Origin of the sequence: Nocardioides sp. (assembly GCF_034670285.1) — a bacterium.
Taxonomy (GTDB): domain Bacteria; phylum Actinomycetota; class Actinomycetes; order Propionibacteriales; family Nocardioidaceae; genus Nocardioides.
This window is the reverse complement of record NZ_JAXMNS010000139.1, coordinates 1-8599: the sequence shown is the minus strand read 5'-3', so window position 1 is coordinate 8599 and position 8599 is coordinate 1. Positions and strand designations below refer to the sequence as shown.

Annotated in this window: 12 protein-coding genes; 8 read left to right on the top strand and 4 right to left on the bottom strand. The window is 71.5% G+C overall.

Going from position 1 to position 8599, the window contains the following annotated elements; genetic code table 11:
- The coding region (locus tag VOI19_RS08820; RefSeq protein WP_323792595.1) for a hypothetical protein at positions 1 to 1224 on the bottom strand (1224 nt) is incomplete at its 3' end.
- 79 nt (positions 1225 to 1303) lie between these two features.
- Between VOI19_RS08820 and VOI19_RS08815 the strand changes: the two genes are divergently transcribed.
- From VOI19_RS08815 to VOI19_RS08795, 5 genes are read left to right on the top strand one after another with little or no spacing between them, the layout of a single operon-like run.
- Complete coding sequence (locus VOI19_RS08815) at positions 1304 to 1678, top strand: hypothetical protein (protein ID WP_323792594.1); 375 nt, start codon at positions 1304 to 1306, stop codon at positions 1676 to 1678.
- Between the two features lie 51 nt (positions 1679 to 1729).
- The gene (locus VOI19_RS08810; RefSeq protein WP_323792593.1) at positions 1730 to 2365 is read left to right on the top strand and encodes a trimeric intracellular cation channel family protein; all 636 of its coding nucleotides are present in this window, start codon (positions 1730 to 1732) and stop codon (positions 2363 to 2365) included.
- A 39-nt stretch (positions 2366 to 2404) separates the two neighbouring features.
- Positions 2405 to 3022, top strand: coding sequence for a TetR/AcrR family transcriptional regulator (locus VOI19_RS08805; protein WP_323792592.1), 618 nt, complete (start codon positions 2405 to 2407; stop codon positions 3020 to 3022).
- On the top strand, positions 3019 to 3528 hold the full coding sequence (locus VOI19_RS08800; protein ID WP_323792591.1) for an SRPBCC family protein: 510 nt from the start codon (positions 3019 to 3021) through the stop codon (positions 3526 to 3528). Before VOI19_RS08805 ends, VOI19_RS08800 begins: the two co-directional genes overlap by 4 nt.
- Positions 3525 to 3650, top strand: coding sequence for a hypothetical protein (locus VOI19_RS08795; protein ID WP_323792590.1), 126 nt, complete (start codon positions 3525 to 3527; stop codon positions 3648 to 3650). Before VOI19_RS08800 ends, VOI19_RS08795 begins: the two co-directional genes overlap by 4 nt.
- Here the strand turns inward: VOI19_RS08795 and VOI19_RS08790 are convergent.
- Positions 3635 to 4975, bottom strand: a complete 1341-nt coding sequence (locus VOI19_RS08790; RefSeq protein ID WP_323792589.1) for a GAF domain-containing sensor histidine kinase — start codon at positions 4973 to 4975, stop codon at positions 3635 to 3637. The genes VOI19_RS08795 and VOI19_RS08790 overlap by 16 nt on opposite strands.
- Before the next feature lie 41 nt (positions 4976 to 5016).
- On the opposite strand from VOI19_RS08790, the gene VOI19_RS08785 reads away from it, so the two are divergent.
- The 3 genes from VOI19_RS08785 to VOI19_RS08775 all read left to right on the top strand — a co-directional run bounded on the left by VOI19_RS08785 (position 5017) and on the right by VOI19_RS08775 (position 6621).
- A complete protein-coding gene (locus VOI19_RS08785) occupies positions 5017 to 5490 on the top strand; it encodes a hypothetical protein (protein ID WP_323792588.1) in 474 nt (157 codons plus the stop codon).
- A gap of 16 nt (positions 5491 to 5506) precedes the next feature.
- Complete coding sequence (locus VOI19_RS08780) at positions 5507 to 6202, top strand: lysoplasmalogenase (protein WP_323792587.1); 696 nt, start codon at positions 5507 to 5509, stop codon at positions 6200 to 6202.
- 215 nt (positions 6203 to 6417) lie between these two features.
- Entirely contained in the window at positions 6418 to 6621 is a 204-nt protein-coding gene (locus VOI19_RS08775; RefSeq protein ID WP_323792586.1) for a cold-shock protein, read from the top strand.
- An 88-nt stretch (positions 6622 to 6709) separates the two neighbouring features.
- Here VOI19_RS08775 and VOI19_RS08770 read toward each other — a convergent pair whose 3' ends face one another.
- The gene (locus VOI19_RS08770; RefSeq protein WP_323792585.1) at positions 6710 to 8062 is read right to left on the bottom strand and encodes a flavin monoamine oxidase family protein; all 1353 of its coding nucleotides are present in this window, start codon (positions 8060 to 8062) and stop codon (positions 6710 to 6712) included.
- The coding region (locus VOI19_RS08765; RefSeq protein ID WP_323792584.1) for a hypothetical protein at positions 8059 to 8599 on the bottom strand (541 nt) is incomplete at its 5' end. The genes VOI19_RS08770 and VOI19_RS08765, both read right to left, overlap by 4 nt.

Sequence of the window (8599 nt, the reverse complement as noted above, 5' to 3'; positions counted from 1 at the left end):
GTCGTCATACCGACCGGACGCCAGGTGGGCCCTAGCCCGAGCCAGCTCCGCAGCTGCTGCCAGCCCGCGGCTCGGGAACCGTACGGCGATCGCCAGCAGGCGCTCGGCGGCGGCCACGCACGTGGCGGTGTCGCCGGCGGCGAGGGCGATCTCCGACTGGGCGTCCAGGAAGGGGGACAGCCGGAGGTCGCCGCTGGGCGGGCGTTCCTTCCACGGCAGCTCGGGAGGGCGAGCAACGGCGTCGGCGATCATCGTCGCGGCAGTGGCCACGTCGCCCTGGGCCAGGCGGAGCAGGGCGAGCCCGGGCTGGGGCGACCAGGCCAGGGCGTCGGCGGCGAGGAAGGACTCCTCGGCTCCGTCGAGGTCTCCCTTGCGCAGCCGGATGGTGCCCAGCTCGACCAACGGCCAGCCGAACTCGCGCCGCATCCACGGGCGCAGCGCGTCGCAGGCCGCCAGCGCCTCGGCCTCCGCGGTCTCGCACGGACCGCTGAGGCGCAGCAGCTCAGCACGATGGACCCGGCAGCGACCGTTGATGCCGCCGATCGCAGCTCCGTGACGCCAGTGCTCCATGACGTCGGTCCACTCGCGGGCGAGGTCGGGCATGGACAGCGACTGGGCGGCGCAGATGATCTCGCAGAGCATCATTCCCACGGTGAGGTTGTCGATCTCACCCGACATCAGCAACGTGCCGACGCCGTCGAGGGCCTCGAGACCGGCCTCCACCTGACCGTCGAGCACCAGCAGCCGGGCGCGCAGCGTCTTGCTGATCGCCAGCGCGGGGGCGACGTCGTACGCGACGGCGAGACTGCCTGCCCGCTCGGCTGCCCGCGCGGCCCCGACGACGTCGCCGCAGAAGAAGCGCTCGTAGGCCGCGATCGACTCCACCAGCGCGTGGGTCGCCCCTTCGGGGACGTCGTCGAGGTGCGCCCGCGCGCGGTTCAGCCAGCCGCGGATCGGTGACATGAGACCGGAGTCGATGAGCAGGAACATCGCGACCATCACTGCCGCGCGAGCCGCCTGCGCGTGGTCGTCCTGGGCGCACCGCAGTAGGTGCAGCTCCTCCCAGGTCGCGACCGTCCGATCGAAGTCGCCGAGACCGTAGAGCGCGGTGGCGCGCAGCTCGAGCGCCTCCGGGCTGAGCGGCTCGCCGTCGTCCAGCGCGTCGAGGGCGTCCTGCCAGGAGCCGGCGTCCAACGACGTCTGAGCCTCCAGCAACGGGGTCACCGTTTCATTGTGACACCGATTCTCACGCCTGTCGGGTGTCAGCACTCCTGCACCACTCATCCGTCAGAGGAGCTCCATCATGGCCACACCAGTTGATGCAATGCCCGTCGAGATCGACCAGGGCGACGTCCAGACGCGCTACCTCGAGCTCGGCGACATGGCGATCCGCCACGCCAGCGTCCCGGCCGGCGCCGACATGGGGCCGCTGCTCCAGGGGCTGCCGGGGGACCGGTGCCCCAGCCCGCACTGGGGCATCGTGCTCGAGGGGTCGCTGCGCCTCGTCCACGCCGACGGCACCGAGGAGGTGGCGAGCGCGGGGGAGGTCTACTACTGGCCCGCAGGCCACACGGCGACCGCCACCGAGGCGACGGTCTTCCTCGAGGTCGGGCCGCTGCTGCCGATGCGGCAGTTCAACGAGCACGTGCGCGCCCTGTTCGCCGGGCAGCCCGCCTAGGAGGCGTCACCGGTCTGCTGCGCGGTGTCCCCGGGGAGGTAGACATGCCTCGTGGACACCGCCTTCCCGACCCTCCTGGTCCTGGACCTGACAGGCACCTTCGCCTTCGCCCTCAACGGTGCGCTGATCGCGATCCGGGTGGCGAGGTTCGACATCATCGGGGTGATCACGCTCGGCATGGTCACCGCGTTGGGTGGCGGCATCATCCGCGACGTCTTCCTCGACTCGCTGCCCCCGGCGACCTTCAGCGACTGGCGCTACCTGGCCGTCGCCGCGACCGGGAGCCTGGTGGCCTTCGCCTTCGGGGCCCGCATGGATCGGCTCGCCCGTCCGATCGTGGTCCTCGACGCCGCCGGGCTGAGCCTCTTCGCGGTCAGCGGAGCGCTCAAGGCCCTGAACTTCGAGGCCGGTCTCGCGCAGGCGGTGATCCTGGGGGCGATCACGGCAGTCGGCGGCGGGACGCTGCGCGACATGATGGTCAGCCGGATCCCGGTCGTGCTGCGCAGCGAGCTGTACGCCGTCCCGGCCCTGGCCGGCGCGCTCGTGCTGGTGGTCGCCACTCAGGCGGGTGCGCCTGTGGTCCCGGCCGCCGTCGCCGGAGCCGCGCTCTGCTTCGCGATCCGGATGTTGGGCGTGCGCTTCGACCTGCACGCCCCGGCTCCTCCCGGTGCAGATCGGCAGGGCTGATCGTTGTCACGCCTGACCGAATGAGGCACACTCGCCGATGTGTCTCACAATGAGTGGCATCGGCGTTCCGACTCGGCGACGGCCGTCGACGAGCTCCTCGACGCGGCGGGCGCGACCTTCGCCCGCCTCGGGGTCGCTCGCGCCGCGATGACCGACGTCGCCCGGGCGGCCGGGTGCTCGCGGGCGACGCTCTACCGTTACTTCCCCAACCGTGAAGCCCTGCACCTCGGCTTCGTCCATCGCGCGACGCTGCGGATCGCCGCCGAGATCACCCCGGCCTCGTCCACCGGTGACCCGGCCGAGCTCACCGACCTGATCCTCAACGGCATCGCCGCCGTCCGGGCCGATCCGCTGCTCGCGGTCTGGTTCGAGCCCGACAACATGGCCGCCCCGATCGCGGTGAGCCAGAACTCCGAGCTCCTGCAGGCGATGACCGCGGGCCTGGCCCAGCAGCTCGACGTCGAGCACGAGTCGACGGAGGAGATCGCGCTGCGAGGCGCATGGCTGCTGCGCTGCATCGTGTCGTTCCTGGCGATGCCCGCCGAGGACGACGCCGTCGAGCGCGCCATGGTCGAGGCCTTCGTCGTCCCGCTCCTGAGCCCGCCGGCAGACCCAGCGCACCACCCAGAGCGTCACCAACAGAGGAGAAGGCCATGACGGTTCCGTGCACGAAGGTGGGAGTCGAGTTCTTCGACACCGCCCCCACCATCCACCGCGCCAGGGTGGAGGTCGACGTCACGCCCGAGCGCGTCTTCGAGCTGCTCCTCGATGCCGACGCCTGGGTCAAGTGGGCCCTGCCGATCAACCGGGTCGACTGGACCTCGGGCTTCCCGCTCGAGGTCGGCTCGACGCGCGACGTCCACATGTGGGCCGGACTCGTCGGCCACGAGGAGTTCATCGCCTACGAGCACGGCTCCCGGATGGCCTTCCGCTTCAACGCGGCCTCCAAGAAGGGCGTCGAGGCGTTCGCCGAGAACTACGACGTGACCGAGCTGAGCGGCGGACGCTCCAGCATCGACTGGACGATGGCGATGGACACCGGCAGCTCGTCGAAGATCATGGCCAGGATGACCGACCCGCTGATGGGCCTGGGGCTGAAGTTCATGCTCAACCGCTTCGCCAAGTTGCTCGAGTCGGACTACGCCCCGGCGCAGGCGCGATGACCGCGACGCAGGAAACCACCGGCACCATCGAGGACATCCAGCTCGAGGCCCCGCCGCGCCGCCTGCACTCCAACCTGATCAACGGCATCAAGGAGCTGCAAATCAGCTACGAGGTCCGCTGAGGGCTGAGGTCCCTGGTGGTGGAGGGCCGCGGGAAACGAGCGGTGAAGGTGGCGCCGTCACCGGGGGCCGAGGCGAGCGTCAGGGTGCCGCCGTGGGTCTCCACCGTGCGGCGGGCGCTCGGTAGTCCGAGGCCCGAGCCCTCGATCCCCTCGGCCTTCGCGCGCGCCGCGCGCGCATAGGCACCGAAGACCTCGCGCTGCTCGGCCACCGGGATCCCGAGCCCATCGTCGGCGCACGTCACGACGACCTCGTCCTCGAGGCACTCGACGCCGAGCACGACGTGTCCGCCGGGAGGGGTGTACTTGAGGGCGTTGGACACCAGGTTGTCGATGGCCCTGATGAGCTCGCGAGGGTCGCCCTCGACGACGGCGTCCCCCTCGCCCACGGCGAGCTCGAGCGTGAGCCGGCGACGGTCGGCGACGACGCCGGAGAAGGCGACGAGCTCGCCGGCCATGGCCGCGAGGTCGACGGGCTCCCAGGTCGAGACGTGCACCGGCTCGTCGTGCGCTGACTCGCGCTCGGTGAGGAGGGCGTCGATCGTGGTCTGCATACGACGGACGGCCTTGAGCACGCTGTCCAGGCGGACGGCGACCGGGTCGTCGTCGTCGAGCAGACCGTCGCGGGCGAGCTCGGCGTGACCGAGGATCACCGTCAGCGGGCTCTTGAGGTCGTGCGTGAGCGTGGCGACCATCGAGTCGGACTCCTGCTGGGCGGCCAGCAGGGAGGCGACCAGCCGCGACTGGTTCTCGATCATCTTGGTGCGTTGGAGGGCAAGGCTCGCGTGTCGCGCGTAGAGCTGGAGCAGCTGGCGCTGGTGCGCGTCCGGCCGGCGCCCGCTGACCGGTAGGTCGACTCCGAGCACCCCGAGCAGCCGGCCCTCGTCGTCGTTCAGCCTCACGTAGAGGGCGTCCATCGGGTGCCAGGCGTCCGGGCCGTCCGCGATCGGCGCCTCCGGCACCCACGTGCTGATGATGTCGTCGGGCAGGCGCTCCCACGGGACGAAGTAGACGTCCTCGTCGCGTTCGGCCCACCCGAACTCCATCACGAGCTCCGAGAGCGGCAGGGTGCGTCCTTGCAGGGAAGCAGTCGCGTCGGGTGGCCCCACGACGGCTGCGGTGTGCAGCATCCGCCCGTCCTCCTCCAGCACCCGGATCGCTGCCATCGAGAAGCCGAGCGCGTCGCGCACACCGCTCACGACAGCGTCCAGCACCGCGTGGCGCCCCACCGCTGAGTGGAGGAGAGCCATGACCTCGACCAGGCCCTGCATCGCTGCGGCGTCGCCCATCAGTTGCGGGTCGATCGTCTGGACAGGTTGCTGCTCCATGCTTCGACCCTAGACGCCCGCGCCGACCTATCCTCACCTTTGTGCAGGATCCACACGCCGACAGCGCGACGGCCCCCGCACGTCGGGGCTGGACGGCGGCCGGCGTGGTTGCAGCCCTGGTCGCGGGAGCAATTGCCGCTCTGGTCCTCCTCGTGGCGTTCACCGTCGTCGATGACCCCTGCCCGGACTACGACGACGAGGGACCCATGGCCGCCCCGGCATCGCCGTACGCCCGCATCATGTGCGCGACCGCGCTCGCTGTGGAGCCTGCTCCGATGAGCCGGATCGAGGTGCAGGGGGTGCTGCTCATCGGGTTCGGGCTCGCCGCGGTGTCGGCGATCGTGCTGGTCCGGCGACGTCCGCGCATGACGCGCCGACGGGTCGCGGGGGGCGTAGTGGGCGTCCTCGTGCTGCAACCGCTCGTCGTGCTGGCCCTGCAGTACGGCCTCCCGCGGGACTGCCTCAGCGGGCGCGCCGACTACGGGGAGTGCTCTCGCGAGCGCGAGCGCCGCTGAGCGATACCGTCGGCCCGTGTCGACGGCGATGAAGCGAGCAAGCACCGGGCTCAAGGTCGCCTACGTCGCGGTCGCCGCCGTCGATGCGGTGATGGCGGGGTCCCGGTCCGCACGGGTGCGGGGAGCACGCACCGTCACCAAGCCGTTGCTGGTGCCCCTGCTCGCGGCCTCCCTCGCCACCGACCCCCGGGCAGCGACGTCGCCGCTGCGCACCACGACCATCGCGGCCCAGGCGGGCGGCTGGTGCGGCGACGTGCTGCTGCTCGAGGAGAGTCCGGAGCGCTTCATGGCCGGAGCAGGGTCGTTCGCGCTCGGCCACGCCGCCTACATCCGCGGGTTCAGGGCTCATCGCTCCACGACCCCGGTGCGCGGGCCGGCTGCGGTGGCGGCCCTGTGGGCCGTGACGACGCCGCGTCTGGCGCTCGGTGCGGCGCGGAAGGACCCCCGACTCGCTCCGACCGTCGTCGCCTACAACGCCGTGCTGTCCTCGATGGTCGCCTCGACCCTCGGTCTCGCTGCCTCCGTGCCGCAGGACGCGCGGCGGGCGAGCCAGGCCGGGGCTGCGCTGTTCTTGGTGTCGGACGGTCTCATCGGCGCGGGGGAGTTCCTCCTCGACGACCCGCCGCCGCGCCTGGAGACCGCAGTGATGCTCACCTACGCCGCGGCGCAGCTCCTGCTCGCCGAGGGTGCTGCCCGAGCCGGATCGCACTGAGCGAGGACCCGCCGACGCGGGAATTCCCAGAACGGCCCTGGAGGGGCTAGGCTGATCTCAGTTGAAGGGATGACGCCTTTTGGTCATCCGCGCCGCACACCATGTCGCGGCCCATGTTTCGTACTTCTGGTATTCGGTTCGCTGGACCAGCACAGGTGGATGTCTTCAGCGGCCCGGGCGCACGGTGCTCCCGGTACCGAACAAAGGAACAGATCATGGCTTTGGGAACTGTTAAGTGGTTCAACGCTGACAAGGGCTTCGGCTTCATTGCTCAGGACGGTGGCGGCGAGGACGTGTTCGTTCACTACTCCGCGATCCAGTCCAACGGCTACAAGTCGCTCGACGAGAACCAGAAGGTCGAGTTCGACCTCGCCCAGGGCCCCAAGGGTCCCCAGGCCGAGAACGTCCGCGTCGCCTGATTTTCACTGAAGGGCCCCGACCGCTACGGCGGTCGGGGCCTTTCGTGCATTTCGGGCTCTCCGCACGGGGGCTGCCCGTGGCGTCCGCTCAGTCGTCCTTCGCGCGGATGAGCACCTCGCGCGCCGTCGCCTCACCCGACCGCACGGCCCCCTCCATGTAGCCGTTCCACTCCACGGCGTACTCCGCGCCGGCCCAGAAGATCCGGCCGACGGACTCACGCAGCGCGGAGCCATAGCTGGTCCACACGCCCGGTGCGAAGTGGGCGCCGTAGCAGCCGCGGGTGAACTCCTCGGCGCTCCAGTCCTTCTCGAGGTACGACGTGGGTTCCGCGGCGCGCGGGCCGAAGTACCGCACGAAAGAGTCGAGGACCTCGCGCCGGCGTTCGTCGTCGTCGAGCCGCTGCCAGCGGCGAGCCTCGCCGCCCTCGACGAACCCGAGCAGCACGCCGACCTTGCCGCCGGGCGGGGATACGTCGAAGGCGACCTTGACCGGGCCCTGGTCGGAGGCGGCCTGGCCGTTGAGCCCGGCGTCGCGCCAGAACGGCGTGGGGTAGGCCGCGAACGTCTTGGCGACGGTGCCAGCCGGGACGCGCTGGGTGAGCTGGTCTCGCCAGGCGGGCAGCAGCGGGTCGTAGTGCAGCCTGCCCGCGAGCGTGGGTGGCAGCGCGACAACGACGCGGTCGCCGGTGACGACCTCGCCGGACCGCGTCGTGACGCTCACCTGGGCGCCGTCGTCCGCGACGCCGGTGACCGGCGCGCCGAGGCGGACGTCGAGCCCGTCGGCGAGCCGCTCCGCCACCAGCACCGACCCGCCGACGACCCGGTCCCTCTGGGCGCCGCGGTCGACGGCGAGCAGCGTCTCGAGATCTGCGTTGCTGACGGCGTAGAACAACGCGTGCAGCAGCGACAGGTCGGTGGTGTCGGCGGCGAAGACGGCCTCGGTGGCGGTGCGGAAGTAGGCGCGGCCGGCAGGGGTGCGCAACGTGCGACGGACCCAGGTCTCGAAGGTCTGGCCGTCGAGCAGCTCGGCCTTCGGGTGCGCCCACGGTCGGGCCGGGTCGACGCTGCGGGCGAGCCGGTCGAAGCGCAGCATCCCCTGCGCAAGGTCGGCGAGAGCGACCGGGTTGAGCCGCGGCACGGCGCCCCTCTTGCCCGACATCAACCTGCGCTTGGTGCCGAGCTGGATGACGAGCTTGCCCGCGTCGTTCCAGGTGGGGAAGGTCGCCAGCCCCAGCTCGTCGGCCAGCGCATACATCCGCGCGTGGCCCTCGCCGATCCAGGTTCCGCCGAGCTCGAGAGGGTGGCCCTCGATGGTGCCGCCCTCGAGCCGACCGCCGACGCGGTCGCGGGCCTCGAGGACGACGACCTCGGCCCCGTTGGCCTGCAGGTGGCGGGCGGCAGACAGACCGGCGAGCCCGGCTCCGATGACGACAACCTTCATGCAGGCATCTTGGCGGAGCGGTCGATGGCGCGCCACCGGCGGCGCAGCCAGCCGGGGCGGGTCTCGGCGAGCTCGGCACCGATGAGCTCCTCGAGCCACGCCTCCTCGAGCCGGTCGGCGGCGGCGAACGCCTCCGCGGTGGTGGGCGGTTCGGCGAACCACTGCTTCTCGAGCCGGTCGCGCTCGCCGGCATACCGCGCGAGCGCCTGCTCATGGTCGCGCAGCATGATCCGGTGGAGTCGCTCGTGGCGCCACCAGCGGTACGCCGGGTCGAAGGTGTTGGTCGGCATCGCGCCGGAGCCGACGCAGCCCGGGTCGACGGCGGCCGGCTCGGTGACGCGGACGGGCTTGGCGATCGAGGTGCACGGGGCGGAGGTGCCGGTGACCCAGTAGAGCGGGCCGGTGCCGTCGTGGGGGCGCAGGTCGGCGACCCACGACGCGGTGGACTGGGTGGTGGTGAGGATCCCCGCAGCGTGGGCGCACGGGGCGGCGAGGGCGCCGTTGACCCGCGACCACCGTGCCGACAGCTGGGGAGCC

What these genes read in the sequence shown, in the direction of transcription:
- VOI19_RS08770 (WP_323792585.1), bottom strand. Translation starts at nt 8,062, where the DNA reads ATGAAGGTTGTCGTCATCGGAGCCGGGCTCGCCGGTCTGTCTGCCGCC.
- VOI19_RS08815 (WP_323792594.1), top strand. Translation starts at nt 1,304, where the DNA reads ATGGCCACACCAGTTGATGCAATGCCCGTCGAGATCGACCAGGGCGAC.
- VOI19_RS08775 (WP_323792586.1), top strand. Translation starts at nt 6,418, where the DNA reads ATGGCTTTGGGAACTGTTAAGTGGTTCAACGCTGACAAGGGCTTCGGC.
- VOI19_RS08795 (WP_323792590.1), top strand. Translation starts at nt 3,525, where the DNA reads ATGACCGCGACGCAGGAAACCACCGGCACCATCGAGGACATCCAGCTC.
- VOI19_RS08790 (WP_323792589.1), bottom strand. Translation starts at nt 4,975, where the DNA reads ATGGAGCAGCAACCTGTCCAGACGATCGACCCGCAACTGATGGGCGAC.
- VOI19_RS08800 (WP_323792591.1), top strand. Translation starts at nt 3,019, where the DNA reads ATGACGGTTCCGTGCACGAAGGTGGGAGTCGAGTTCTTCGACACCGCC.